This is a genomic window from Microbacterium sp. CSI-V (genome assembly GCF_001984105.1).
Lineage (GTDB): Bacteria > Actinomycetota > Actinomycetes > Actinomycetales > Microbacteriaceae > Microbacterium.
In genome coordinates, this window is the sequence record NZ_MTQM01000009.1 from 1,303,480 (window position 1) to 1,328,415 (window position 24,936).

The window sequence follows — 24,936 nt, forward strand, 5'->3', positions numbered from 1 at the left end:
AACGACCGGCACCGATGCCGACAACCGGAGCCTCCCGCACGGGACGCACCTCGACGAAGAGAAACGGGAAATCACATGAACACGAGGAAACTCCTCGCCGCCTCGGCCCTCGCGGTCGCCGGCACCCTCGCCCTCGGCGGTTGCGCCGCCGGCGGTGGCGGGCAGAACGCCGACGGCAGCGTCACCCTCACCCTCTGGCACAACTCCACCACCGGCGACGGCAAGAAGTACTGGGAGGACACCGCCGCAGCCTTCGAGGCGGCCAACCCCGGGGTCACGATCGAGATCCAGGCGGTGCAGAACGAGGAGATGGACGGCAAGCTCCAGACCGCACTGAACTCCGGCGACGCCCCCGACCTGTTCATGGCCCGCGGCGGCGGCAAGCTCGCCGACATCGTCAAGGCCGGCCAGGTCATGGACCTCACCGACAAGGTGTCCGCGGATGCCAAGTCCGCCCTCGGCTCGTCGCTGTCGGCGTTCGAGATCGACGGGAAGAACTACGGGATGCCGGTGGCGGTGCTCCCCTCGGGCATCTTCACGTCGCAGGACCTGCTGACCACGGCCGGCGTCACGACCGCACCGACGACGATCGACGAGCTCGAGGCCGCCAACACCAAGATCAAGGCGACCGGGGTCGCCCCGATCGCCGTCGGCGCGAAGGACGCCTGGCCCGCAGCGCACTGGTACTACAACTTCGCCCTCCGCGCCTGCACGAAGGAGGTCCTCGACTCCGCCGCGGCCAGCCGCAGCTTCGACGACCCGTGCTGGCTGAAGGCCGGCGAGGACCTGGAGTCGTTCCTGAAGACCGAGCCGTTCAACGAGGGCTTCCTGACCACCGCCGCGCAGCAGGGCGCCGGGTCGTCGGCCGGACTCCTGGCCAACCACCAGGCCGCGATGGAGCTCATGGGCGCGTGGGATCCGGGCGTGATCGCCTCGCTCACCCCCGACCAGCAGCCGCTCGCCGACCTCGGCTGGTTCCCCTTCCCCGAGGTTCCCGGCGGCGACGGCGAGCCCGGCGCCATGATGGGCGGCGTCGACGGGTACTCGTGCTGGGTCAACGCCCCCGCGCAGTGCACCGACTTCCTGAACTTCCTCGTGAACAAGGAAAACCAGGAGGCCTACGCGAAGGCCTTCCAGACGCTCCCCGCCTCCTCCGAGGCGACGGATGCCGTCACCACCCCCGCCCTGCAGTCGGTCCTCGAGGCCTACTCGAAGGCGCCGTACGTCTCGGTCTGGCTCGACACCCTGTACGGCCAGAACGTCGGCAACGCGCTGAACGTCGCGGTCGTCGACCTGTTCGCTGGCAAGGGCAGCCCGCAGGGCATCGTCGACGCCGTCAACGCCGCCGCCGCACGCTCCTGAGGACACCGACATGACCACCGTGCGTCACCCCGTCGCCACCGCGTCGGACGACGCCGCCGGTCGCCGCCTGGCCGAGGACGGAGCTCCCCGCTCCTCCTCGGCCGGGCGGTCGCCCGTGCGGCGGCGCCGCGAGAACTGGCGGATCCGCGGGGAACTGGCGATCCTCCTGGGCCCCGCCCTGGTGGTGTTCGTCTCGTTCGTCATCCTGCCGGTGGCCCTGGCGGCCTTCTACGGCTTCTACAGCTGGTCGGGCTTCGGAACGCCGACGGAGTTCGTCGGCATCCGCAACTACGTCACGATCCTCACCGACCCGGCCTTCCACGAGGCCCTCGGCCACAACGCCTTCATCGTCGTCGGGTCGCTCGTCCTGCAGGGGCCGCTCGCCCTCGGTCTCGCGCTGCTGCTGAACCGCAAGATGCGGTTCCAGTCGCTCATCCGGGTGCTGATCTTCGTGCCGTACGTCATCTCCGAGGTCGTCGTCGGCCTCGGCTGGGGCCTCATGCTCCAGTCCGGTGGGGCGCTGAACGGCGCGCTCGACAAGATCGGGCTCGGCGCGCTCCGCGCGGACTGGATCTCCGACCCGGCGCTCGCGATCTGGACGCTCCTCATCATCATCACGTGGAAGTACATCGGCTTCGCCGTCATCCTCTTCCTCGCCGGACTCCAGGGCATCCCCGAGGAGCTTTCGGAGGCCGCCGCCATCGACGGCGCGTCGTACTGGCAGATCCAGCGCCACATCGTGCTCCCGCTCATGGGACCCACGATCCGCATCTGGGCGTTCCTGTCGATCATCGGGTCGCTGCAGCTGTTCGACCTCGTGTGGATCATCTGGGGCCAGTACGTCGCGTCGACCGCCGGCACCTCGACCATGGCCACGTACATGGTGGCCAACGGCCGCAACGCCGGCAGCTTCGGCTACGGCAGCGCGGTGGCCGTGGTCATGTTCCTCATCTCGCTCGCCGTCGCGCTGATGTATCAGCGCTTCGTGCTCCGCCGCGACACCGCCGGCGCCCTCACGGGAGGCACCAAATGACCGCCACCGCCACCCTCGTCGCCCCGCGCGCGGCGAAGACGCCGCGTCGTGCCGCCGGCTCGAGTCGCTTCTCGTCGGTGGTCGTCGGCTTCATCGCGCTCGTGCTCATCGCGCTCATGCTCGGGCCGGTGATCTACATCATCCTCGGCGGCTTCCGCTCGAACTCCGAGATCACCGTCGACCCGGCCGGGTTCCCCACGCGCTGGAACTGGGAGAACTACACCGAGGTGCTGGCGAGCGGCACGTTCTGGGGCCAGGTCGCCAACTCCACCGTCGCGGCGATCGCCACGACCCTGTTCGTGGTCGCGCTCGGACTCATGGCCGCGTACGCGCTCTCGCGCTACAGCTTCCGCGGACGCGGCGCCATCTACGCACTGTTCACCGCGGGGCTGATGTTCCCCATGACGGTCGCCATCACGCCGCTGTACATCCTCGTCCGCAACCTCGGGCTCATGAACTCCCTCGCGGGAGTGATCGTCCCGCAGATCGCGTTCGCGCTGCCGATCACGGTGATCATCCTGTCGCCGTTCCTCTCGGCGATCCCCCGCGAGCTGCAGGAGGCCGCGTCGATCGACGGGCTCGGCCGGCTCGGGTTCTTCTGGCGCATGGTGCTGCCGCTCGCCGTCCCCGCGGTCGTGACCGTCGGCATCCTCGCCTTCGTCAACAGCTGGAACTCGTACATGCTCCCGCTGTTCATCCTCAACAACGAAGCGGCGTACACCCTGCCCCTCGGGACGCAGGCGTTCGCGTCGCAGTACTCCGTCGACACCGCGCGCGTGCTCGCGTTCACCTCGCTGTCGATGATCCCCGCTCTGGTGTTCTTCAGCCTGTTCGAGCGACGGATCGTCGGCGGCCTCACCGGCGCTGTGAAGGGCTGATCCGCATGACCATCCACAAGACCGACGTCGGCGCACCGCAGGTCTCCGGCGTCTCGGAGCGGGTGCAGTCGCTCATCGCCGAGATGACCCTCGACGAGAAGCTCGCGCAGCTCGTCGGCTACTGGGTCGACCAGGGCGACGAGGTCGTCGCCCCCCTCTCGGGTGAGAAGGTCACCTCGACCGGCTACGCGGATGCCACGGTCCACGGCCTCGGCCACCTGACGCGCGTCTACGGCACCCGGCCCGTCGACCCGATCGAGCGCGCCGAATGGCTGTGGGGCGAGCAACGGCGCCTCCAGGCGGAGACGCGCCTGGGCATCCCGGCGCTCGTGCACGAGGAATGCCTCACCGGTTTCGCGGCGTGGAAGGCCGCGACCTTCCCCACCCCGCTCGCGTGGGGCGCGTCGTTCGATCCCGAGACCGTCGAGCTCGTGGCATCCGCGATCGGACGGTCGATGCGCGAGGTCGGCGTGCACCAGGGCCTCGCGCCCGTGCTCGATGTCGTGCGCGACCCGCGCTGGGGGCGGGTCGACGAGTGCATCGCCGAGGACCCGTACGTCGTCGGCACGATCGGCACCGCGTACGTCCGGGGCCTGCAGTCCGCCGGGGTGCACGCGACGCTGAAGCACTTCGTCGGATACTCGGGCTCGCAGGCCGGACGCAACCACGCCCCCGTGCACGCGGGCCCGCGCGAGCTGCAGGACGTGTTCCTGCCGCCGTTCGAGATGGCGGTCCGCGACGGCGGCGTGCGCTCGGTGATGAACTCGTACGCCGAGATCGACGGCGTCCCCGTCGCCGCGTCCGCCGACCTGCTCACCGACCTGCTGCGACGGCGCTGGGGCTTCGACGGCACCGTCGTGTCGGACTACTTCGCCGTGGACTTCCTCCGCTCGATGCACGGGGTCGCCGCAACCCCCGGCGAAGCCGCGCAGATCGCGCTCGAAGCCGGGATCGACGTCGAGCTCCCCGGCGCCGACGCCTTCCCGCACCTGGCCGCGCGGGTGGCATCCGGGGATCTTCCCGAGGCCGCGATCGACCGGGCCGTCGCGCGCCTGCTGGCGGAGAAGGAAGACCTGGGACTCCTGGATGCCGACTTCTCCACGCCCCCGCGGAGTGTCGACCTCGACGACGCCGAGCATCGCGCGCTGGCGTATCGGCTCGCGCTCGAGAGCGCCGTGCTGCTCCGCAACGACGGGGTGCTGCCGCTGTCCGCCGAGCCCGGACGCATCGCGGTCATCGGGCCCAACGGCGACAGCGCCGAGGCGCTCATGGGCTGCTACTCGTTCGCGAACCACGTGCTCGCCCACCACCCCGACTTCCCGATGGGCTTCGAGATCCCCACGGTCCGGGAGTCGCTCGCGGCGCGATTCCGCGACGTGGTGCAGGCCGACGGGGTCACGGTCGAGGGGACGGATGCCGACGGCATCCCCGCCGCGGTCGAGCTCGCCCGGTCGGCCGACGTCGCCGTGGTCGTCGTGGGCGACCGCGCCGGGCTCTTCGGCCGCGGCACCGTCGGCGAGGGCAACGACGCCGACTCCCTCGAGCTGCCCGGGCTCCAGCGCCGGCTCGTCGAGGAGGTGGTCGCCACCGGCACCCCCGTCGTGATGGTCCTGCTCACCGGGCGCCCGTACGCGCTCGGCTGGGCGCTCGACGGGGCAACCGGCCCCGCTGCGGTCGTGCAGGCGTTCTTCCCGGGCGAGGAGGGCGGGCCCGCGCTGGCCGCGCTCCTGGCCGGGGATGCCACGCCCTCGGGGCGTCTCCCCGTCTCGCTCCCCCGCTCCGCCGGCGCGCAGCCGTACTCGTACCTGCATCCCATCCTCGGCGGCGCCACCGAGATCACCAGCGCCGATCCGACGCCCGTGCGGCCTTTCGGGTTCGGACTGTCGTACACGACGTTCGTCCGCGAGGGACTCACGGTGGATGCCGGCGCCGCGGGGGCCGCGGCATCCGGGACCGCCGAGGTGCGCGCGGGCGATGCCTTCGCGGCGTCGGTGCGCGTGACGAACACGGGATCCGTCCGCGGAGCGGACGTCGTGCAGCTGTACGCGCACCGCGCGGTCGCGAGCGTGACCCGCCCCGTCGCGCAGCTCGTGGCCTACGCCCGCGTGGAGCTGGAGCCCGGCGAGAGCGCCGAGGTGCGGTTCACGATCCCGGCATCCCGTCTGGCGTACAGCGACCGGACGCTCCGCCGCGTCGTCGAACCCGGCGAAGTGGAGCTGCGCGTGGGCCCCTCGAGCGCCGAGGTGGACGAGGCCGCGACCGTGCGGCTCACGGGTGCGACGTACGAGCTGCGACCCGACGACGCGCGGATCGTCGGCGTCGAGCTGCGCCAGGGCTGACCGCGGGGTTCCTCCTCCCGTTGAATGTCCAAGACACGCGGACCGCGTCCGTCGGCATCCGCGTGTCTTGGACACCGAACGCCCCCGGCGTCGCCCCGTTACGCCCGAGTGTCCAGGACACGCCGTGGGCGGCCCCGCCTGAGCGGCGTGTCCTGGACACTCGACCGAAAGCGAGCGAGGCCCGCGCCGGATACCGTGGACGGATGACGCTCCCCACCGCCTCCCGCGTGTACGACGAACGCGAGACCGACGGGGCCGACCCGTGGTCGATCGACCTGGAGCGGATCCAGTTCTCGCCGTACTTCTCCCGGCTCTCGGCCGTGACGCAGGTGGTGTCGCCCTCGATCTCAGGCGCTCCGGTGCACAACCGCCTCACGCACTCGCTCAAGGTCAGCGCGATCGCCCGCGTCGTCGCGCTGCAGCTGAACACCCGCGCCGGCCGGGACGTCTGCAACCCCACGGTCGTCGAGGCCGCCGCCTACGCCCACGACCTCGGCCACCCGCCGTTCGGGCACCTCGGCGAGACGACGCTCGACCGCCTCGCCCGCACGGAGCTGGGCCTGACCGACGGCTTCGAGGGCAACGCCCAGACCTATCGCATCCTCACCGCGCTCGACGTCGTCGAGAACGCTCCGCGGGGGCTGAATCTCACCGCCGCGGTGCGTGCCGCGTCGGCGAAGTACCCCTGGTCGCCGTCGGTGTCCGCGGCCGAGATCGAGCGGATCGGCCCGCCCCGTGGCATCCGTCGCGCTCCGGACGGCGCGTACCGGGTGCACAAGTACTCCGTGTACGACATCGACGCCGACGATCTCGCCCACGCGCGGGAGGGGATGGATGCCGAGCCCCTCCGCCAGACGATCGAGGGCGCCGTCATGGACCTCGCCGACGACATCGCGTACTCGGTGCACGACGTCGACGACTTCTACCGCGCCGGGATCCTCGACCACGCCCCGATCGCGGCGGAGTTCCGCGGGTGGCTCGACGACGTTCTGGAGTGGCGCACGCGTGACGACGCCGAGGTGCGCGCCGAGCTCGTGCCCGGGGCCGCGCTCGAGCGCCTGCGTCGCAAGATGCGCCGCGACGACCCCTGGGTCGCCGACGACGAGGCGTTCCTCGCCGCGGTGAGCGACGTGGATGCCGACCTCGTCACCGACCTGCTCGCGCGACCGTTCGACGGGTCGCTGACGGCCGAGCGGCGTCTGGCGTCGTTCACCGACCGGTGGATCCGCCGGTTCCAGGAGTCCGCGCAGCTCCGCCCGCTCGACACCCCGCGGTCGGGGCCGGTCGCGCTGTCGCCGTGGGCGTGGCACCACGTCGAGGTGCTGAAGTTCGTGCACAAGCGGTTCGTCCTCAGCCGCCCCGACCTCGCGATCCAGCAGCGCGGCATGAGCCGCATCCTCGCGCGCTCGGTGCGGGCGCTCGGCGAATGGCTCGACGACGACCTCGACCGCGCGCGCACCCCGCGGCGCCTGCGCGAGCTCATCGCGCTGGCCCGCGAGCAGTACGCCGCGCTTCCCGCCGACCGTCGACCCACGGATGCCGAGGCCGAGACGCTCGCGCGCTCCCGCGGAATCGTGGACTACGTGGCATCCCTCACCGACGCCCAGGCGTTCACGCTGTCGGAGGCGATCTCCGGCCGCGCCGACCGCCTGTGGTCGCTGGGCCAGCGGCTGTAGCGCTCCGCCGCTCCCACGGCATCCATGTCCCACTTCGTGCGAAGCCGCGTCTCCAAAGCCGCACAAAGTGGGACACGCCCGGCCGACCGCCGCCCGCTCGGCATCCATGTCCCACTTCGTGCTGCTCACGGCAGCCCAGAACCGCACCTTTCGGGACATGCCCCGCCAGAAGTGGGACGAGGTCGGGGATGCCACGGCATCCATGTCCCGCTTCGTGCGAAGCCGCGCCCCCAAAGCCGCACAAAGTGGGACACGCCCCGCCCACCGCCGCCGCCTCGGCATCCATGTCCCACTTCGTGCTGCTCACGGCAGCCCAGAACCGCACCTTTCGGGACACGCCCCGCCAGAAGTGGGACGAGACGCCCGAACGCACGAATGCCCCGGGTCCGCGGGCGTCCCACCACCGACGCGGACCCGGGGCACGGTTCGTGCGCCGGAGAACCGGAGCACGGGACGCGCCCCGAAGGGGACGCGTACGTGCCGCACCGCCCCGGGGCCGGCGAAGGGCGCCCGGGACGGCGGGGATCAGAGGCCCTGGGCCAGGCGGTAGTACGCCTGGTTCCAGCGCAGTTCGCTCTGGAAGCCGCGGACCGTGGTGTCGTCGTCGATGACGACGAGCTCGGTCTTGGCGATCTCGGCGAAGTCGCGGAACACTTCGATGCCCACGGCCGTCGTCATGACGGTGTGGTGGGCGGCGCCGGCGGCGAGCCAGCAGCCGGCCGAGGTCGCGAAGTCCGGCGCCGGCTTCCAGACGGCGCGGCCGACGGGGAGCTTCGGCAGGTCGGGGGCGTCGACGTTCTCGACGACGTTGGCGACGAGCCGGAAGCGGTCGCGCATGTCGCTCATCGCGACGACGAGCGCCGGACCCGCGTCGGCGGTGAAGACCAGGCGCACCGGGTCGTCCTTGCCGCCGATGCCGAGCTCGTGGATCTCCAGGCGCGGCTTCTTCGTCGTGAGCGACGGCGACACCTCGAGCATGTGGGCGCCGAGGATGCGCTCGTTGCCGGGGACGAGGTCGTAGGTGTAGTCCTCCATGAGCGAGGCGCCACCGGGGAGGCCCGCGCCCATGACGTTCGCGACGCGCACGAGGATCGCCGTCTTCCAGTCGCCCTCGGCGCCGAAGCCGTAGCCCTCGGCCATGAGGCGCTGCACCGCGAGACCCGGGAGCTGCTTGAGCGCGCCGAGGTCTTCGAACGACGTGGTGAAGGCGCCGAAGCCGCCCTCCTCCAGGAACGAGCGGAGGCCCAGCTCGATCGCGGCGCCGTCGCGCAGCGACTGGTGGCGCGCGCCGCCGGGAAGGAGCTCGTCCACGACGTCGTAGCTGTCGATGTACTCCTGCACGAGCGCGTCGATGTCGGCATCCGCCGCCTGCTCGACGGCCTCGACGAGCTCGTTGACGCCCCACGTGTTGACCTGCACGCCGAAGCGCAGCTCGGCCTCGGTCTTGTCGCCCTCGGTGACGGCGACGAAGCGCATGTTGTCGCCGAACCGCGCGAGCTTGAGGGTACGGGCGGCAGTCCACCCGGCGGCGGCGCGTTCCCAGTCCTCGATCTGCTGCCGCACGGCGGGGTTCGACACGTGGCCGACCACGGTCTTACGGGCGACGCCGAGACGCGTCTGGATGTACCCGAACTCACGGTCGCCGTGCGCGGCCTGGTTGAGGTTCATGAAGTCGAAGTCGATGTCGTTCCACGGCAGCTCGACGTTGGCCTGCGTGTGCAGGTGCAGCAGCGGCTTCTGCAGCGCGTCGAGCCCTGCGATCCACATCTTCGCGGGGCTGAAGGTGTGCATCCACGCGATGACGCCGATGACGTCGTCGCGGCCGTTGATCTCGAGGGCCATGCGGCGGATGCTGTCGGAGTCCTTCAGCACGGGCTTCCAGACGACCTTCACCGGGAGGCCGGCGAGGCCCTCGACGACGGCCTGCGACTGCTCGGCGACCTGCTTCAGGGTCTCCTCGCCGTAGAGGTTCTGGCTGCCGGTGACGAACCAGACCTCGTAGCCGTCGAGGTCGTTCTTGAGCTTCGTGCGGGTCATGACTGTTCCTTTTCGGGTGATCAGAGGGATGCCACGGCGGCCGCCTCGACGGCGAGGCCTGCGCGGTAACGGTCGAGGTAGGCCGAGAATCCGGCGACGTCCGCCGGATCGGGGTCGGCGGTGGTGATCGGCGCGTCGGCGAAGACGGCCTCGGCGAGATACGTGTCGAGGTCGCGGCCGGCGCCGTCGGCGACGTACGCCGCGAGCACGGCCATACCCCACGCCCCGCCCTCGGAAGCGGTCTCGGCGACGGCGACGGGCGCGTCGAGCGCCGCCGCGAGGAAGCGCTGGGCGACCCCGGCGGTGCGGAACATGCCGCCGTGCGCGTACATCTTGTCGAGGCCGACGCCCTCGCGGTGGAGGACGTCCATGCCGAGCGCGAGCGTCCCGAAGACGCCGTACAGCTGCGCGCGCATGAAGTTGGGCAGCGTCAGGCGACTGTCGGGGGTGCGCACGACGAGGGGGCGCCCCTCGTCGAGCCCCGCGATGGGCTCCCCGGCGAGGTGGTTGTACGCCAGCAGTCCGCCGGCGTCGGCCTCGCCCTCCAGCGCCGCGGCGAAGAGCGCCGCGTACGTGGCATCCGGGGTCTGCGTCACGCCGGCCGCGGCCGAGAACGCGGTGAACATGTTCGCCCACGCCGCCAACTCGCTCGCGCCGTTGTTGCAGTGCACCATCGCCACGGCGTCGCCCGAGGGCGTCGTCACGAGGTCGAGCTCGTGGTGCACCTCGCTGAGCGGACGCTCGAGCACGACCATCGCGAAGATGCTCGTGCCGGCGCTGACGTTGCCCGTGCGCGGCGCGACCGCGCCGGTGGCGACCATGCCGGTTCCGGCGTCGCCCTCGGGCGGGGCGAACGGGATGCCGGGACGCAGGGTTCCGGTCGGGTCGAGGAGCCGTGCCCCGTCGTCGGTCAGGCTGCCGGCCGCGGCCCCCGCGACGAGCACCTCGGGCAGCAGATCGGCGAGCGCGGGGACGCGTCCGGCGGCGAGGCCGTCGTAGCGCGCGACGAGATCGGCGTCGTAGTCACGGGTGGCGGAGTCGATCGGGAACACACCCGACGCGTCGCCGACGCCCAGCACCTTCTCGCCGGTGAGCTTCCAGTGGACGTACCCGGCCAGCGTGGTGAGGAAGCGGATCTCGGGCACGTGGGGCTCGGCATCCACGACCGCCTGGTGCAGATGCGCGATCGACCAGCGGAGCGGGATGTTCACGCCCAGGAGCTCGGTGAGCTCGGCCGCCGCGACACCGGTGTTGGTGTTCCGCCAGGTGCGGAAGGGGGCGAGCAGCTCCCCGTCGGCGTCGAACGCGAGGTAGCCGTGCATCATCGCCGACACGCCCATCGCGGCGTACCGCTCGGGGGTGACGCCGTGCTTCTGCTGCACGTCGGCGACGAGCTCGGCGTAGGCGGCCTGCAGGCCCGACCACACGGCATCCAGCGAGTAGGTCCACATCTTGTCGGCGTAGACGTTCTCCCACTCGTGGGAGCCGGTCGCGAGCACCTCGGCGTTCGGGCCGATGAGGCACGCCTTGATGCGGGTGGAACCGAGCTCGATGCCGAGCGAGGCTCGACCTTCGGTGATGTGCGCGTTCATCGGCGGTCGTCCGTGCTCTGTCCGTAGACGTTCTGGTAGCGGTTGTAGAGCGCGTCGATCTTGTCCTGCGGAATCGGGATGAGGGGGCCTGCCTCGCGCGCGATGTGCACGGTGCGGGCGACGTCTTCGAGCATGACGGCGGCCTTCACGGCATCCTTGGCGTTCGTGCCGATCGTGAAGGGGCCGTGGTTCTGCATGATCACGCCGCGCGAGCGGTGGCCGCGCAGGGTCTCGACGATCCCGCGACCGATCGAGTCGTCGCCGATGATCGCGAACGGGCCGACGGGGATGGGGCCGCCGAACTCGTCGGCCATCGCCGTGATGACGCAGGGGATCTCCTCGCCGCGCGCCGCCCACGCGACACCGTAGGTGGAGTGCGTGTGCACGACGCCGCCGACCTCGGGCATGTGGCGGTACACGTAGGCGTGCGCCGCGGTGTCGCTGGAGGGGCTGCGCTCGGAGCCGGGGGTGCCGGGGATCGCGGTCCCGTCGAGGTCGCAGAGGATCATGTTCTCGGGGGCGAGGTCGTCGTACGAGACGCCCGAGGGCTTGATGACGAACAGGTCGGCCCCGGGGACACGACCCGAGACGTTGCCGCCGGTCCAGACGATGAGGTTGTAGCGCACGAGCTCGGCGTGCAGTTTCGCGACGTCGGCGCGGACGGCGTCGATCGCCTCCTGCACCTCGGGCGTGAACGTGACGGCATCGGACACGCGGGGTCTCCTTCGACTCTGTCGGTGGCGGGTTGCGGTTCATATGTTACCGGTAACATCGCGCGTTCGCGAGAGGCGGATCCCGCTGCCATGCGTGACCCCAGGGTTTGGGGCGCGATTCTCCGTTCAGGGCGTGAAAACAGCGCCCCAAGCGGAGGAATCCGCCCCAAACCCCGTGAACGGGATGCCGCTTCCTGGCGGCCTCGCGGGCCGAACTCCTGAGATTTCGAGCGGTCGAGGCGACCGGCGCGCGGCTTTCCGCGGGGCGTGCGGACGGACGGCTCGGGGTTTCAGGAGTTTCGCCCGCCACAGCGCGGGACCGGACCGGCGCAGCCCGCGTAACATCGGCGGGTGCTCGGCTTCGACGACTCCCTCCCGCACCGCCCGCGGCGGATCGCGGTCGCGGGGGTTTCGGGGGTCGGCAAGACGACGCTGTCGCGACGCATTTCGGCCGTCACCGGCGCTCCGCACATCGAGATCGACGCGCTGTACCACGGCCCCGACTGGACGCCGCGGCCCACGTTCCTCCGGGACGTCCACGCCTTCGTCGACAGCGAGACCTGGGTGACGGAGTGGCAGTACTCGGATGCCAGACCCCTCCTGACCGCGCACGCCGATCTGCTCGTGTGGCTGGATCTTCCGTTCGTGAAGGTCACACTCCCCCGCGTCATCGCCCGCACGCTCCGCCGCCGCCTCGGCCGCGAGCCCCTGTGGAACGGGAATATCGAGCCGCCGCTGCACACGTTCTTCACCGACCCCGAGCACATCGTCCGCTGGTCGATCTCCACGCGCGGGAACTACCGGGAACGCCTCCCCGCCGTCGCGGCCCAGCGCCCCGAGCTGCCGATCGTGCGGCTGCGCTCGACGCGCGAGGTGGAGCGATGGCTGTCCGGCCCGCTCGCGGCATCGGTGCACTGAAGACGGGCTCGACTCCGGCATAACGGACCCGAGGAGGCCGCCTCGTCCGCCTCCACCCGGGTTTGGGGCGCGATTCTCCGTTCGGGGCGTGAAAGCGACGCCCCAACCGCAGGAATCCGCCCCAAACCCCGAAGGGATGCCACGCCCTGGACGCGCGCGCCCGAGCGTCAGCGCGGTGCGGCGGTCGACGCCCGCGGGACCAGAACCGGATCCGCCGGAGGAGCGGCGTCCTCGCCGAGCACGGTCGCCACGGCCTCCGCCGCCTCGCCCTCGACGTCGAGGCGCACCGTGGTGAGCGAGGGCGCGTAGAAGGCGGCATCCGGGTTGTCGTCGAAACCGGCGACGGCGACGTCGGCCGGAACCGCGAGCCCCCGCGCGGCGAGCCCCGCCATGAGCCCGAGGGCCATCTGGTCGTTGGCGACGGCCACCGCGGTGGCGCCGGCGCGCACGTGCGCGGCGACCGCGGCGGCGGCGACCGCACCGGACGCCGCGCTCCAGTCCCCCTCGACGCGCCCCTCCCGCGAGAGGTCGCGGCGCGTTATGGCGTCGGCCACGCCGGCCGTGCGGGCGAGGGCTTCGCGCCAGTCCGCGGGACCGGCGACCTCGACGATGCGGCGATGTCCGAGGTCGGCGAGATGATCCACGACGAGGGCGGCCGCGTGGCGTTGGCGGATTCCCCGCTCGCCGTACAGCGGCACGATCGGAACGTCGTACCCCTCGAGAGGAGTGGCGCGGTGCGCCGCGACGAGCACGATCCCGTCGACACCCTGGTCGAGCAGGTGGCGGACGGCGGCGTCGATGTCGGCCGGGTCGTCGGAGTCGGTGTACGCGGTCGAGATCCACCGACCCCGCGCCCGCGCGGCCCGCTCGAGCGCCGCGATGCCCGCCGACGGACCGTGCAGGACGGCATCGGATGCCACGACCCCGACGGTCCGGGTGAGACTCGTGCCCAGGGCGCGCGCGGCGTTGTTGACGCGGTAGTCGAGGGCGGCGACCGCCGCGAGCACGCGTTCGCGGGTGGCATCCCGGATGCCGGGATACCCGTTCAGCACCCGCGAGACGGTCTGCGTCGAGACGCCGGCGGCGTCGGCGACATCGCGCATGCCCGTGCGCTTGATCCCGCCGTCGCCGCTCATGGTCCTTCACAGTAGCGGCGCGATTCGATCCCGCAGGGGGCTATACTTGTATATACATGTTGACCTCCCGGCGATGACGCCGGTGGAGAGGAGCGGCCATGAGCGCCACGAAACGCCCCGCGACGACCGAGGAGCAGCCGTGCGCATCGGCCTCCTGACCAGCGGCGGCGACTGCCCCGGCCTGAACGCCGTCATCCGCGGCGCCGTCCTGCGCGGTTTCGCCGCGGGAGGACACGACTTCGTCGGATTCCGCGACGGATGGCGCGGAGCGACGACGGGCGAGCACGTCGTCCTCGATCGCGAACGCATCCGCGGCATCGCCAAGCAGGGCGGCACGATCCTCGGCTCCAGCCGCTTCAACCCGTTCGACAACGGCGGCGTCGAGCGGGTCCGAGAGAACTTCGCCGAGCTCGGCGTCGACGCCCTCATCGCGATCGGCGGCGAGGGCACGCTCGCCGCCGCGCAGCGCCTCGGCGACGGCGGCATCCACGTCCTGGGGGTACCGAAGACGATCGACAACGACCTCAACGGCACCGACTACACGTTCGGATTCGACACGGCCGTGCAGATCGCCACGGACGCGATGGACCGCCTCCGCACCACCGGCGACTCCCACGGGCGGTGCATGGTGGCCGAGGTGATGGGGCGGCACGCGGGATGGATCGCGTTGCACTCGGGCACGGCCGCGGGAGCGCACGCCATCCTCATCCCCGAGCGACGCACGACCATGACCGAGATCACGACATGGGTCGCCGACGCGCGGGCCCGCGGCAAGGCGCCGCTGGTCGTCGTCGCAGAAGGATTCATCCCCGATCAGGCCGATGATCCGCACTCGGAACGTGGACTGGACGCCTTCGGACGCCCGCGCCTCGGCGGAATCGGGGAACGGCTGGCGCCGCAGATCGAGGCGCTCACCGGGATCGAGACTCGGGCGACGACGCTCGGCCACATCCAGCGGGGCGGCGTGCCGTCGGCCTTCGACCGCGTGCTCGCGACCCGCATGGGCATGGCCGCGACCGAGGCCGTCCTGCGCGGAGAGCGCGACCGCATGGTGTCCCTCCGCGGAACCGCGCTCACGACCGTGCCCTTCGCCGAGGCGCTGGACGAGCTCAAGACCGTCCCCGCCGAGCGCTACGCGGAGGCCGAGGTGCTCTTCGGCTGAACAGGGGTGCGCAGAGGGGGCCCGGACCGTGCTGGTCCGGGCCCCCTCGGCATCCGTCGTCAGAGCAGGATCGTGAGCGGCGACTCGATGAGGGCCGCCAGACGGTCCAACCACCGCGCGGCGATCGCACCGTCCACCGGACGATGGTCGACCGACAGCGTCACGGTGACGACCGTCGCCGCCTCGAGCGAGCCGTCCGCTCCCACGACCGGACGCGCGGTGGCGGCGCCGACGGCCAGGATCGCCGCCTGCGGCGGGTTGATGATCGCGGCGAACTCGTCCACCCCGAACATGCCGAGGTTCGAGATCGAGAGGGTTCCGCCCTCGAGCTCGGACTGCTGCAGACGCCCCTCGTTGGCGCGGGCCACGGCATCCTTGATGGCGAGCGAGAGCGCGGTCAACGGCATCGACTCGATCGAGCGGAAAGTGGGCGTGACCAGGCCTCGCTCGCTCGCGACGGCGACGGAGACATCGGCGGTGTCGAACCCGACGACGGCGTCCTCCGTCCAGATGACGTTCATCTCCGGCACGTCGACGAGAGCGCGCGCGGCCGCCTTGACGAAGAAATCGTTCACCGAGACCCGGACCGACGACTGCTCGTTGATCTGCGCCCGCAGCGACAGCAGAGCATCCACGCGCAGGTGACGCGTGAGGTAGAAGTGCGGCGCGGTGCGCTTGCTCTCCTGCAACCGATTCGCGATGAGGCGGCGCAGCTTGGTGTGCGGCGTCGCCGTCCCCCCGGCCGGCACCGCCGCGGGAGCGGCCGCGGGGGCGGGTGTCGCCACCGGCGCGGCAGCCGGAGCGGGAGCCGCGGCGGCCGCCTCGACGTCGGCGCGGACGATCCGGCCGCGCGGTCCCGACCCCGTGACGCCGGACAGGTCGACGCCCTTGTCCGCCGCCACCCGACGCGCGAGCGGGCTCGCGAGGATGCGTCCCGCGGACGCCGACGACGGGGCGGAGACCTCGTCGGTGACGAGCGCGGGTGCGGCATCGGCCGGCGGCGCGGCGGGGGCCGCCATGTCCTCCGCGGCGAGGTCCGCCGACGGTGCCGTAGCCGAGCCGCTCGACACCGCCGGGTCTGTGTCCGCCGACTCGGACGAGGGAGCGGATGCCGCTCCCCCACCGAGCTGGGCGAGAAGCGCTTCCGCCTCGGCGGGGTCCTCGCCCGGGGCGAGGAGAATAGCGATCGGGTCACCGACGGGGACCATCGACCCGGATTCCGCCACGAGGGCGTAGATCACGGCATCCTCGTCGATCTCGATGTCGACGACGGCCTTCTCGGTCTCGACCGAGGCGACGGTGTCGCCGGCGGAGACGGTGGCGCCCTTCTCGACCGTCCAGAATTCCAGTGCCGCCGCGTCCGAGTCGGCGGACACCCCGGGCATGCGCAGGTAACGAGCCATGTCAGTGGTCCTCTCTCGCGGCTCAGACGATCGCCGTCAGCGCGGCGACGATGTCATCGGTGGTGGCCAGCGCGGCCGCCTCGAGCACCTTGGAGATGCTGGGCGACGACTCCGCGCCGGTGACGCGCTCGACGGGAGCGTCGAGCCAGTCGAAGTAGCGGCGCTGGATCTCGTCGGCGAGCCAGCCGCCGTACGACGTTCCCGTCGAGCCCTGCTCGACGATGACGACGCGGTTGGTCTTGCGGATCGATTCGCCGATGGTGTCCCAGTCGACGCTGGCCTTGTCGAGCCAGCGCAGGTCGATCACCTCGCCGTCGACACCCGCCTTCTCGACGGCCTCGACCGCGCGGTGCACCATCGACAGGTAGCTGATGACCGTCACCTGCGCGCCCTCACGGCGCACTGCGGCCTTGCCGAACGGCAGGCAGTAGTCGAGGTCCTTGGGCGCGTCCCCGACGGACTTGTACAGGTCGGCGTCGTGCTCGAGCACGGCGACGGGATCCTTCAGGCGCATCGCGGTGTTGAGGAGACCGACGTAGTCCAGCGGCGACGACGGGGCGATGATGCGCCACCCGACCGAGGTGGCGAGGATGCCCGCGGGATCCATCGAGTGCTGCGATCCGTAGCCGGTGTTGGTGCCGATCTTGATGCGCAGCAGCAGCGGCATGTCGTGGTCGCCGCCGAACATGTGGCGGGCCTTGCCGATCTGGTTGAAGAGCTGGTCGGCGGCGACCCAGAGGAAGTCGGCGTACATCAGCTCGATGACCGGGTAGTAGCGACCGTCGAGGGCGAGTCCGCCGCCGAAGCCGGTGAACGCGTTCTCGCTGATCGGGGTGCCCAGGGTGCGATCGGGGAAGTCTTCGGAGAGGCCCTTCGTCGCGCCGCGGGAACCGCCGTTGAGACGGTGCACGTCCTCGCCGAGGACGACGATCGAGGAGTCCTGCTCCATCCGGCGGTGCATGACCTCGGCGATGACGTCGACGAACTTCTTCTCCTCGAGCTCGGACGCAGCGAACTCCGAATTGTCCTTGACGGCCACGTCGGTGATGGCGGGGATCTCGCCCCGGATGCCGAGGTTGATGGTGTCTGTCGACGGCCACAGCTCCGCGCGCAGCCGCAGCTGCCCGGGCTTGCCGTTGGGGTCGGCCTCGACGACGGTCGAGCCGACCTCCTGCATGATCTTCTTCGAGCGAGCACGCACGGCCTGCGCCTCGTCCGCACTCAGGATGCCGCGGCGCACGAGGTGCGATTCGACCAGGGCGATCGGGTCGCGGTCGCGCCAGCCCTTCTCCTCCTCCTTCGTCCGGTAGCCGAACGCCGAGCCCGGGAAGGGGCCGTTCTGGTGGAAGAAGCGGTAGGTGTCGGCCTCCACGATCGTGGGGCCGCCGCCGGTGCGCATGAGCTCGACGGCCTGCTGCATCGCGAGGTAGACGGCGAGGGTGTCCTGTCCGTCAACGCGCCAGCTCGGGATGCCGAAGCCGAGGCCGCGCCCCGACAGGCGCGCCTCACCGGTCGCCTCGGCGACGGTCGTCGACACGGCGTACTGGTTGTTCTCGATGAAGAAGCACGTGGGCGTCTTCCACGCCGAGGCGAGGTTGAAGCTCTCCAGCACCGAGCCGATGTTGACCGCGCCGTCGCCGAAGTACGTCACGGCGACGTTGTCGGTGCCCGCGTGCTGGTCCGCCCAGCCGAAGCCGACGGCGAACGGCACCGCGCCGCCCACGATCGCGTTGGTGCCCATGGCCCCGGCTTCGGTCCATTGCAGGTGCATCGATCCGCCGCGGCCCTTGCAGTACCCGTCGCGCAGTCCCGCGATCTCCGAGAGCGCGCGGTACAGGACCTCCCGCACCTCGGGCGAGAACTCCGCGGTCGCGTCGAATCCGCCCGGCTGGACGTGGCCGAAGGCCTTCGCCAGGAACTGGTGGTGTCCGCGGTGCGACCCGTTGACCTGGTCGGCGCTGACGAGGGGGAGGGCGGAGCCCACCGCGCCGCCCTCCTGTCCGATGGAGGAGTGGGCCGGGCCGTTGATCAGCTTCTGCCCGGCGAGCTCGAGCACGTACTCCTCGAAAGACCGGATGAGGTGGAGCTGCACCAGCATCGTCTGCAGGAGCACCGGGTCGGCGGCATCCCAGTCGGCCTTCGTCGTTCGCAGTTCGACCCACGGCGCCGCGGGCTCCAGCTTGATGGTCTCAGCCATGATCCTCATCCTCGATGAATCATCCGGCACGCGTCGGCCGGACTGACGTCGGGACGACGCTGTCGGATAGGCTTTCGCGAAGCCGAGCGGACGTCGTCGTACCCGTTGTAGAAATACAATACAAGTATATACAAGGTTATACGAGTTTGTCTCACTTGGCGACGACCATGAACGGCGATGCGCACACGGGCGATATCGCGACCGCCGCAGGGAAGGGGCATGGGGATGACCGAGAAGCTGGACCGAGACTCTGCGACACCGCTCTACATCCAACTCGCCGACGTGATCCGCGACAAGATCACCCGCGGCGAATGGGTACCGGATCAGAAGATCCCGTCCGAGAACGAGCTCAACCAGATCTACGGCATCAGCCGCATGACCGCGCGCCAGGTGCTGGCCCGTCTGGTCGACGAGGGGCTGCTCTTCCGCGTGCAGGGCAAGGGCACGTTCGTCTCGCGGCGCAAGATCAGCACCCGCTCGCCGTCGTACCAGGGCATCCGCGAGCAGCTCGAGCAGCAGGGCTACGCGACCGAGACCGAGGTGCTCGCGAGCGCACTCGTGGATGCCGACGCCCGCGCATCCACGGCGCTGTCGGTGCCGGAGGGGACCCCGGTCTACAACATCCGACGCCTCCGCCGCGTCGAGGGGCAGCCGATCAGCCTGCACGAGTCGTTCGTCCCCCGGGCGCTCGCGCCCGAGATGCTGGACCGGGATCTCGCCCACGACCAGCTGTGCACGGTGCTCGACCGCGACTTCGGCCTCCGCATGGCCGGCGTGACCGAGACCCTCGAGACGACAACCGCCTCGGCGTCGGTGGCGAAGCTGTTCGGCACGCGGGCCGGCACCCCCCTGCTCCTCCTGGAGCAGCGCATCGCCGCACCGGACGGCACCCCGTTCGAGTTCAGCCGCATCAGCTTCCGCGGCGACATGATCCGGCTCGAGTTCCACTACGACCTGACCTGAGACCGCACATGACCAAGGCCCCGCCACGGCGGGGCCTTGGTCATGTGCGGTGCTCAGGAGCGTGCGGCGAGGATCTTCTCGAGACCGTCCACCCCGATGACGCCGCGCTCGTCGCGCACGTCCAGGCCCGAGCGGACCGTGGCGGGGGTCCGCGCGTCGCCGACGACGTCGACGATCACCGCGGCGGCCGGGAACTCGTCCTCGGCGGTGAAGTGGCTCACGGTCACGACGTGCGCCATGCCCGCGGCCGCGGCGGCCGCGGCACCGGACTGCGAGTCCTCGATCACGACGATCTCGTCCGCGGTCCGACCGAGCGACTCGGCGGCCAGGAGGTAGATGTCGGGTGCGGGCTTCTTCGCCGGCACGACGTCTCCGGCGAACACCCCGGCCATACGACTGCGCGTCTCGGGGCCGACGACCGAGTCCAGCACGGCCTCCACGCTCTTCTCGGCGGACGTCGAGGCGCAGGCGACCTGCCACCCCGCGTCGAGGGCCTCGGTGACGATGCGCGCGATCCCGGGACGTCCGGGAAGAGCGCCGCCCTCGACCAGCTCGACGTAGATCTCGGACTTGCGCTTGTGCGCGCGGACGACGAGATCGTCGACCTCCTCGGGGCTGCCGAGATCGATCTCGGGATGCTGCGCCAGATACGCGCGCAGGCGCTCCTTGCCCCCACCGATGCGCAGGAGCGGACCGTATTCCTCCGCGCTCCAGCGGAACGGCATCCCCAGCTCTTCGAAGGTGCGATTGAAGGCGACGAGGTGTCCGTCGAGTTCGGTGTCGGCGAGCACGCCGTCGCAGTCGAGGATGAGGGCGCGCCCGGTCATGCGGACACCGCCTGGCGCGAGCCCGAACGGAACAGCGCGATGTGCTCGGTGACGACGTCCTCGACCGCGGCCCCGATCTGATCGAACAGGCGGACCGGCTCCCACTTTCCCGAACGCTCCGCGTCGGCGAGGTGGTCACGGGCGGAGTACATGTAGGCGAGCTTCAATGCGGTCGAGATGTTGATCTTGGAGACCCCCGCGTCGATGAATCGTGCGAACTCCTCCCCCGACAGCCCCGTGCCGCCGTGGAGAACGATCGGGATGTCGGTGAGCGCCGCCAACGCGGACACCCGATCGAACAGCAGAACCGGCGAGGCCTTGTAGAGACCGTGCGCGGTCCCGAGGGCCGGGGCGATGAGGTCGGTGCCGGTCTCCTCGGCGACGGCGACGAGCTGCTCGTCGGGGTAGAAGTGCACGTTCGGGTCGTCCGACCCCACGCCGTCCTCGACACCCACGATGTTCTCGATCTCGCTCTCGACGTCGACGCCGGCCGCGTGCGCCTCCTCGACGACCTCCGCCGTCTCCTGGCGCGCGACGTCGAACGGGCGGTCGGACGCGTCGAAGAGCACCGACGACCAGCCGTGCGCGATGGTCTCGGTGATGACGGCGCGATCGGGGCAGTGGTCCAGGTGCAGGGCGACGGGCACGTCGGCCGCGTCCGCGGCGGCGCGGGCGAGACCGGCGAGGACCTCGGCCCCGAAGTACTTCACGGTCTTGACCGACGTCTGCAGGATGATCGGCGATCCGGCGCGGTCGGCGGCGCGCACGACGGCGGCGATCGAGATGCCGTCCACGATGTTGACGGCGGGGATCGCGTAACCGTTCGCGCGCGCTTCGCGGGCGTTAAGCTTCGTGCTGGCGAAAGTCATTGGGGGTTCCCTCCTCGGGATCGGAGCGGCTCTGCTGCGATCGGTCGAACTAACAATACAAGTATAGCCAACCCTATACAACTGGCGCTGCGGCGACGCTTCCTCCGACGCGGTCGGCACGGGCGAGGACGCGGTCGAACAGCCCGTCGTCCCAGCGCCCCGCGAGGACCAGCACGTCGGCGAGCGTCAAGCGGTCCCGCATGAACGGCAGCGCGCTCAGGGCCCACCGCGCGCGCTCGGCGGATACGGCGGGGCGCAACTCCGCGAACGTGGTCGGCGCACCCCACGCGCGGAGAGCCGCGACCGGGAGCGCCGGGTCGGCCGCGAGGGCGCGCAGCGTCGTGACGTGCTCGTTGCGGCGCCCGAAAAAACCCTCGATTGCCGGTGCCGCCGCGCCCCACCGGCGCATCTTGGCATCCACCGCCCGCCAGCACTCGTCGCCGAGCGCCCCCGACGGATCGACCGGATGCCAGACAGCCCGCACCCGCTCCTCGAGGTCGGCCGGAACGGCGAGATCGTCGGGCTCGAGATCGAAGACGCGCTCCTCGGTCAGCGCCACGTCCCACAGGGCCGCGGACAGGATGCTCGCGACGCCCACCTGAGCGCCGTGCAGATCATGCGCCGCACCCTCGGCCAGCGCGGACATGTCCAGGACGTGGCTGAACAGGTGCTCCACCCCCGACAGGGGCGCGGTGGTGCCGGCGTCGCCGATGACGAGTCCGCCGACGGTGAGCACGTCGACGAGCGCGGACAGACGATCCGCCGCGGTCGATGAGGCGTCCGACAACCGCGGCGCGAGGTCGCGCACAGGGTCCACGAACCGGCCGTCGTACCGCCCGTCGTCCATGCCGAGGGCGCACGCGAGGTACCAGTCGGCGGGCGAGGACCAGATGGCCACGGCATCCCCCACCCCGGCACGCGTCAGCTCGCGCGGCGCGTCCGCCACGATGTCGTGGTCGATGAGCAGGACGTCGGGCCAGCGACTGGGCACAGTGCGCTTGGCGCCCATGCGCACGAGCACCGAGAGCGGGTCGGCGAAGCCGTTGACGCTCGCGGCGGTCTGCACGGCCACGAGGGGCACCTCGATCGCCGCCGCGACGACCTTGCCCAGATCGCTCACGGTCCCCGACCCCACGGTGACAACCACGGCCGCGCCCGTCGCGTCGGCGGTCACCGCGTCGACGGTGGCCTCGTCGAGCGTCACGCCGTGCGATCCGGACGGCACCCGCACCGTTCGACGCGGCCGGCCCGGTGAGAGGACGGCCGCGACCGCGGCATCCACGTCGCCGCCGGAGAAGGTCTTCGGCACGCCGTCGGTGACGACGACCACCTCGCCGGAGGGAGCGAGCTCGTCGACAAGGGCCCCCAGGCGACGGAGCGCGCCGGGTTCGGCGACGAGGCGCATCGCGCCACCCGAGGAGGACGAAGCCCGTTCGGCGGGACTGAGCGAGGTCATGGGGGATCCTTTCCGGCGCCGCGGGGCGGCGCGTCAGCGTCAGTGGACGGCAAGGTCGACGTCGAGGAGGTCGTCGATGCGGTCGAGGACGAAGTCCGGGCGCTGCTCGAGGGGAGCGGCATCCAGGAGGGCGAGGTCGGTCTCGCCGGTGAGGACGAGGGCCGACCGCATCCCGGTGTTCTTCGCGAAGAGCATGTCGGTGGCGAGTCGGTCCCCCACCATGACCGAGGTCGCCGGGTCCAGGCCCGTCTCGGTCGCGATGATCTCCAGCAGGTCGCGGGACGGCTTGCCGAACACCGCTTCGCACTCGATCTGCGTCCCGGCGGTGATCGCCGCGGTGATGCAGGCCGCGTCCGGCTCGCCGCGCCCGCCAGGGAAAGGGCAGAAGCGATCGGGGTTCGTCGTGACCAGGCGCGCCCGCCGGTGGAACCACAGGGCGTCGAAGGCGATCTGCAGCTTGCGATAGTCGAAGGTGCGGTCGTACGACGACACGACGAGGTCGATGCGCTCGGGATCGTCGCTCATCCGGATGCCGGCCTCGGCGAGCGCCTCCACCAGCGGGGTCTCCCCGATGGGGAAGACCGCCGCGTCGGGCATCGTGCGGCGGATCCACGACACCGTGGCCGCGAGACTCGTGTAGACGTCCGACACCTCGGTCGGGAGCCCGAGCCGGGTCAGCTTGCGGGCGTAATCGTCCGGCCGCTTCGTGGGGTTGTTGCTGCAGAAGATGACGCGCTTGCCGCGCTCGCGCAGCCCCTCGATGAGCCGCTGCGCACCGGGCAGGAGCGCCTCGCCCAGGTAGATGGTGCCGTCGAGGTCGAAGACGTACGACGCGAAGTCGGGGATCGGTCCGGTCGGGGTCATGCCACCGCCGCCCACCCGCGGGTGAGGTCGCGCGCGGCGCGCCACCCGGCATAGAGCTCGTCCGCGCGCCCGGCGTCGATCCGCGGCTCGAAGACCCGGTCGACGACGTACTTCGCCTGGACCTCCTGCAGATCGCGGTAGACACCGATCGACAGACCGGCGAGCATCATCGCGCCGAAGATCGTCGCCTCCGAGTTCTTCGGGCGCACCACGGGGATGCCGAGCACGTCGGCCTGCAGCTGACACAGGAGGTCGTTCTTCACCGCGCCGCCGTCGACCCGCAGCTCGGGGATCTCGAACGAGGAGCCGGTGACCGCGGCATCCACGAGATCGCGGGTCTGATAGACCATCGACTCCACCGCGGCGCGGATGATGTGGAGGCGGTTGGTGGCGTTGGACATCCCGACGATCACGGCCCGCGCGGACGGATCCCACGTCGGCGCGGCGAGACCGGTGAAGGCCGGGACGAGGTACACGCCCTCGGTGCCGGAGACCTGGCCCGCGTACCACTCGCTGTCGGGGGCGGCGTGGATGAGCTGGAGGTCGTCGCGCAGCCACTGCATCGTCTTGCCCATCGCGTAGACGACGCCCTCGGTCTCGTACATCAGCTCGCCGCGGATGTTCCAGGCCGCACTGGGCGTCAGTCCCTCGGGGCGGAACGGGGTCGGCCCGTTGTTGATGTTGAGGACGCCGGCCGTCCCGTAGGTCATCTTGACCTGGCCCTGCGCGTGCGCGGCCTGCCCGAAGAGTCCGGCCTGCTGGTCGCCCAGGTTCGCGGCGATCGGCACAGGCGCGCCGAACGTGGCCTCGATGGTGCCGAAGTGCGCGTCGGACGGCAGGATCTCGGCGAGCATGCGACGCGGGATGCGCATGCCGCGGAGGAGGTCGTCGTCCCAGTCGCAGGTCTCGAGGTTCATCATCATCGTCTGCGACGCGTTGGAGGGCTCCGTCACGAAGGAGTCGCGCCCCGTGAGGTTCCAGATGAGCCAGGTGTCGACGGTGCCGGCGAGCAGCTCGCCGCGCTCGGCCCGTTCCTGCGCGCCGGGCACGTGGTCGAGGATCCAGCGGATCTTCGAGGCCGCGTAGAACGCGTCGGGCACGAGCCCCGTGCGCTCCTTGATGAGCGCGCCGAAGCCGGAATCCACCCACTGCTGCACGATGCCGTCGGAGTGTCGCGAGGCCCACACGATGAGGTTGAAGATGGGGCGCCCGGTGTCCTTCTCCCAGACCAGGGCGGATTCGCGCTGATTGGTGAGGCCCACGGCGCTGAGCTGCGCCGGGGTGACCCCGGCCTGGTTCATCGCCTCGCGCATGACGTCGAGCTGGGTGTGCAGAATCTGCATCGGATCGTGCTCGAGCCAGCCGGGCCGGGGCGAGATCTGCGTGAGTTCGGACTGGCCGAAGCCGAGGACGTTGGCGTCCTCATCGATGACGAACGCCCGAGCGCTCGTGGTCCCTTCGTCGATGCCGAGGATGTACTGCGTCACAATGTCCCACTTCGTCGGGGTGCG

19 protein-coding genes are annotated in these 24,936 nt (G+C 71.0%); 8 read left to right on the forward strand and 11 right to left on the reverse strand.

Features of this window, described 5'->3' with window-relative positions:
- Positions 1–75: 75 nt before the first annotated feature.
- From CSIV_RS17120 to CSIV_RS17140, 5 genes are all read left to right on the forward strand, one after another.
- A complete protein-coding gene (locus CSIV_RS17120) occupies positions 76–1,362 on the forward strand; it encodes an extracellular solute-binding protein (RefSeq protein WP_077052505.1) in 1,287 nt (428 codons plus the stop codon).
- A gap of 10 nt (positions 1,363–1,372) precedes the next feature.
- Positions 1,373–2,395, forward strand: a complete 1,023-nt coding sequence (locus CSIV_RS17125; protein WP_077052506.1) for a carbohydrate ABC transporter permease — start codon at positions 1,373–1,375, stop codon at positions 2,393–2,395.
- The gene (locus CSIV_RS17130; protein WP_077052507.1) at positions 2,392–3,273 is read left to right on the forward strand and encodes a carbohydrate ABC transporter permease; all 882 of its coding nucleotides are present in this window, start codon (positions 2,392–2,394) and stop codon (positions 3,271–3,273) included. The genes CSIV_RS17125 and CSIV_RS17130 overlap by 4 nt, the downstream gene beginning before the upstream one ends.
- 5 nt (positions 3,274–3,278) lie before the next feature.
- On the forward strand, positions 3,279–5,612 hold the full coding sequence (locus CSIV_RS17135; protein ID WP_077052508.1) for a beta-glucosidase family protein: 2,334 nt from the start codon (positions 3,279–3,281) through the stop codon (positions 5,610–5,612).
- 203 nt (positions 5,613–5,815) lie between these two features.
- Complete coding sequence (locus tag CSIV_RS17140) at positions 5,816–7,288, forward strand: deoxyguanosinetriphosphate triphosphohydrolase family protein (protein WP_077052509.1); 1,473 nt, start codon at positions 5,816–5,818, stop codon at positions 7,286–7,288.
- Between the two features lie 525 nt (positions 7,289–7,813).
- On the opposite strand, the gene araA is transcribed toward CSIV_RS17140, so the two are convergent.
- Genes araA through CSIV_RS17155 form a run of 3 tightly spaced genes read right to left on the reverse strand, consistent with a single transcriptional unit; the run spans position 7,814 to position 11,630 of the window.
- The gene (araA, locus tag CSIV_RS17145) at positions 7,814–9,325 is read right to left on the reverse strand and encodes an L-arabinose isomerase (RefSeq protein ID WP_077052510.1); all 1,512 of its coding nucleotides are present in this window, start codon (positions 9,323–9,325) and stop codon (positions 7,814–7,816) included.
- 20 nt (positions 9,326–9,345) lie between these two features.
- Positions 9,346–10,917, reverse strand: coding sequence for a xylulokinase (locus CSIV_RS17150; protein WP_077052511.1), 1,572 nt, complete (start codon positions 10,915–10,917; stop codon positions 9,346–9,348).
- Positions 10,914–11,630, reverse strand: a complete 717-nt coding sequence (locus tag CSIV_RS17155) for an L-ribulose-5-phosphate 4-epimerase (RefSeq protein WP_077052512.1) — start codon at positions 11,628–11,630, stop codon at positions 10,914–10,916. Before CSIV_RS17155 ends, CSIV_RS17150 begins: the two co-directional genes overlap by 4 nt.
- A 351-nt stretch (positions 11,631–11,981) precedes the next feature.
- Here CSIV_RS17155 and CSIV_RS17160 point away from each other — a divergent pair, with 351 nt between their 5' ends.
- The gene (locus CSIV_RS17160) at positions 11,982–12,548 is read left to right on the forward strand and encodes an AAA family ATPase (RefSeq protein ID WP_175627639.1); all 567 of its coding nucleotides are present in this window, start codon (positions 11,982–11,984) and stop codon (positions 12,546–12,548) included.
- 167 nt (positions 12,549–12,715) lie between these two features.
- On the opposite strand, the gene CSIV_RS17165 is transcribed toward CSIV_RS17160, so the two are convergent.
- A complete protein-coding gene (locus tag CSIV_RS17165) occupies positions 12,716–13,684 on the reverse strand; it encodes a LacI family DNA-binding transcriptional regulator (protein WP_077052513.1) in 969 nt (322 codons plus the stop codon).
- A 139-nt stretch (positions 13,685–13,823) separates the two neighbouring features.
- Here CSIV_RS17165 and CSIV_RS17170 point away from each other — a divergent pair, with 139 nt between their 5' ends.
- Positions 13,824–14,846, forward strand: a complete 1,023-nt coding sequence (locus CSIV_RS17170; RefSeq protein ID WP_077052514.1) for a 6-phosphofructokinase — start codon at positions 13,824–13,826, stop codon at positions 14,844–14,846.
- Between the two features lie 59 nt (positions 14,847–14,905).
- Here CSIV_RS17170 and CSIV_RS17175 read toward each other — a convergent pair whose 3' ends face one another.
- Both CSIV_RS17175 and CSIV_RS17180 read right to left on the reverse strand, forming a co-directional pair.
- Positions 14,906–16,249: a dihydrolipoamide acetyltransferase family protein gene (locus CSIV_RS17175; RefSeq protein ID WP_077052515.1), complete on the reverse strand. Its 1,344-nt coding sequence runs from the start codon at positions 16,247–16,249 to the stop codon at positions 14,906–14,908.
- Between the two features lie 22 nt (positions 16,250–16,271).
- Positions 16,272–18,446 carry an alpha-ketoacid dehydrogenase subunit alpha/beta gene (locus CSIV_RS17180; RefSeq protein ID WP_077052516.1) on the reverse strand — a complete coding sequence of 725 codons (2,175 nt, stop codon included), beginning with the start codon at positions 18,444–18,446 and terminating at the stop codon, positions 16,272–16,274.
- Positions 18,447–18,671: 225 nt separating this feature from the next.
- On the opposite strand from CSIV_RS17180, the gene CSIV_RS17185 reads away from it, so the two are divergent.
- Positions 18,672–19,409, forward strand: a complete 738-nt coding sequence (locus CSIV_RS17185) for a GntR family transcriptional regulator (protein ID WP_077052744.1) — start codon at positions 18,672–18,674, stop codon at positions 19,407–19,409.
- A 53-nt stretch (positions 19,410–19,462) separates the two neighbouring features.
- Here CSIV_RS17185 and CSIV_RS17190 read toward each other — a convergent pair whose 3' ends face one another.
- The 5 genes from CSIV_RS17190 to CSIV_RS17210 all read right to left on the reverse strand — a co-directional run bounded on the left by CSIV_RS17190 (position 19,463) and on the right by CSIV_RS17210 (position 24,912).
- Positions 19,463–20,236 carry an HAD-IA family hydrolase gene (locus tag CSIV_RS17190; RefSeq protein WP_077052517.1) on the reverse strand — a complete coding sequence of 258 codons (774 nt, stop codon included), beginning with the start codon at positions 20,234–20,236 and terminating at the stop codon, positions 19,463–19,465.
- On the reverse strand, positions 20,233–21,105 hold the full coding sequence (locus CSIV_RS17195) for a class II fructose-bisphosphate aldolase (protein ID WP_077052518.1): 873 nt from the start codon (positions 21,103–21,105) through the stop codon (positions 20,233–20,235). Before CSIV_RS17195 ends, CSIV_RS17190 begins: the two co-directional genes overlap by 4 nt.
- Before the next feature lie 73 nt (positions 21,106–21,178).
- The gene (locus tag CSIV_RS17200) at positions 21,179–22,561 is read right to left on the reverse strand and encodes an iron-containing alcohol dehydrogenase (protein WP_077052519.1); all 1,383 of its coding nucleotides are present in this window, start codon (positions 22,559–22,561) and stop codon (positions 21,179–21,181) included.
- A 39-nt stretch (positions 22,562–22,600) separates the two neighbouring features.
- Complete coding sequence (locus CSIV_RS17205) at positions 22,601–23,425, reverse strand: HAD-IIA family hydrolase (protein WP_077052745.1); 825 nt, start codon at positions 23,423–23,425, stop codon at positions 22,601–22,603.
- A complete protein-coding gene (locus CSIV_RS17210; RefSeq protein ID WP_077052520.1) occupies positions 23,422–24,912 on the reverse strand; it encodes an FGGY family carbohydrate kinase in 1,491 nt (496 codons plus the stop codon). The genes CSIV_RS17205 and CSIV_RS17210 overlap by 4 nt, the downstream gene beginning before the upstream one ends.
- Between the last annotated feature and the right edge of the window lie 24 nt (positions 24,913–24,936).

Bases quoted from the DNA above. Each gene is read 5' to 3' on its own strand.
- CSIV_RS17140 (WP_077052509.1), top strand. From the start codon at position 5,816: ATGACGCTCCCCACCGCCTCCCGCGTGTACGACGAACGCGAGACCGAC.
- CSIV_RS17185 (WP_077052744.1), top strand. From the start codon at position 18,672: ATGACCGAGAAGCTGGACCGAGACTCTGCGACACCGCTCTACATCCAA.
- CSIV_RS17125 (WP_077052506.1), top strand. From the start codon at position 1,373: ATGACCACCGTGCGTCACCCCGTCGCCACCGCGTCGGACGACGCCGCC.
- araA (WP_077052510.1), bottom strand. From the start codon at position 9,325: ATGACCCGCACGAAGCTCAAGAACGACCTCGACGGCTACGAGGTCTGG.
- CSIV_RS17200 (WP_077052519.1), bottom strand. From the start codon at position 22,561: ATGACCTCGCTCAGTCCCGCCGAACGGGCTTCGTCCTCCTCGGGTGGC.
- CSIV_RS17130 (WP_077052507.1), top strand. From the start codon at position 2,392: ATGACCGCCACCGCCACCCTCGTCGCCCCGCGCGCGGCGAAGACGCCG.
- CSIV_RS17175 (WP_077052515.1), bottom strand. From the start codon at position 16,249: ATGGCTCGTTACCTGCGCATGCCCGGGGTGTCCGCCGACTCGGACGCG.
- CSIV_RS17190 (WP_077052517.1), bottom strand. From the start codon at position 20,236: ATGACCGGGCGCGCCCTCATCCTCGACTGCGACGGCGTGCTCGCCGAC.
- CSIV_RS17120 (WP_077052505.1), top strand. From the start codon at position 76: ATGAACACGAGGAAACTCCTCGCCGCCTCGGCCCTCGCGGTCGCCGGC.
- CSIV_RS17205 (WP_077052745.1), bottom strand. From the start codon at position 23,425: ATGACCCCGACCGGACCGATCCCCGACTTCGCGTCGTACGTCTTCGAC.
- CSIV_RS17135 (WP_077052508.1), top strand. From the start codon at position 3,279: ATGACCATCCACAAGACCGACGTCGGCGCACCGCAGGTCTCCGGCGTC.
- CSIV_RS17195 (WP_077052518.1), bottom strand. From the start codon at position 21,105: ATGACTTTCGCCAGCACGAAGCTTAACGCCCGCGAAGCGCGCGCGAAC.
- CSIV_RS17180 (WP_077052516.1), bottom strand. From the start codon at position 18,446: ATGGCTGAGACCATCAAGCTGGAGCCCGCGGCGCCGTGGGTCGAACTG.
- CSIV_RS17165 (WP_077052513.1), bottom strand. From the start codon at position 13,684: ATGAGCGGCGACGGCGGGATCAAGCGCACGGGCATGCGCGATGTCGCC.
- CSIV_RS17150 (WP_077052511.1), bottom strand. From the start codon at position 10,917: ATGAACGCGCACATCACCGAAGGTCGAGCCTCGCTCGGCATCGAGCTC.